The organism is Metabacillus niabensis (assembly GCF_902829255.1).
Taxonomy (GTDB): Bacteria; Bacillota; Bacilli; order Bacillales; family Bacillaceae; genus Metabacillus; species Metabacillus niabensis.
Map to the genome: position 1 here is coordinate 1 of NZ_CADEPK010000176.1, position 818 is coordinate 818.

The following is an 818-nucleotide window of genomic DNA, read 5'->3' on the forward strand; positions in this document are numbered from 1 at the left end:
ACAATGGGATCAAAGACTATTTAATAAGTTAAGAGGTTTTGATTCTAATAGTGCAAGTATATATTTGTTGGATAATCCTATAAGAATCGAAAGTATTAAGATGGACCAAGAATTGTTTGATAGCTTAATTGTTAATTCGTCAAACATCGAACTTAATTTAGAAATAATCACAGATAATTTTAAACAATTAAATATCACCCCTGCTATTTCTCAGAAAATTTATGAGAACTTGGTTGAGGATTCTAAACTTGTACTCGATAAATTAGAAAAGAACGTCATAGTTAAATTAGTACAGCTTTTACCAGTTGGAAAATCTGCAGAGTTTTTATATGAATTCTTTAAATATGGTCAATATGATAGGGATGACATCTTTGCCATTTTGCTGGAATTACAAAGACCTTTTAATGAGATTAGAAAGAATGGTAAAAGTTTTAAAATTGAAGATAACCATGCTAGCATTCAGGATTTATTAAATTATCTTGAAAGTGATCCATTACAAGTAATATATAGGTTTGATGTAAGTGAAGGGGGTTATGTTGTAAGGAATAAACGAAAATAACCCATTAATATATTTATTTTTAATAAATATAATAGTAATATTTTACGGTGTAAGGAAGGGATCTCTTTTAAATGCCCGATTTATACAAGAGCAGGTTGGATAGTAATTTGTCTGCTTTTGTAACTTTACTTTTTACAAAATATTGCACTTCAATACTCTGGAAACCTCTAAAATAAGTAATTATAATTATCATTATTTTGATATCCGATCATTGATATTGAATAAACAACTGAGACCGTTAATAGACTAATGTGTTGAC

The 818-nt window shown here is 28.0% G+C and carries 1 protein-coding gene; it reads left to right on the forward strand.

Annotated features, from left to right (window positions below; translation table 11 throughout):
* A partial coding sequence (locus tag HU235_RS12350; RefSeq protein ID WP_174880403.1) for a hypothetical protein occupies nucleotides 1-559 on the forward strand: 559 nt, incomplete at its 5' end.
* Nucleotides 560-818 lie beyond the last annotated feature (259 nt).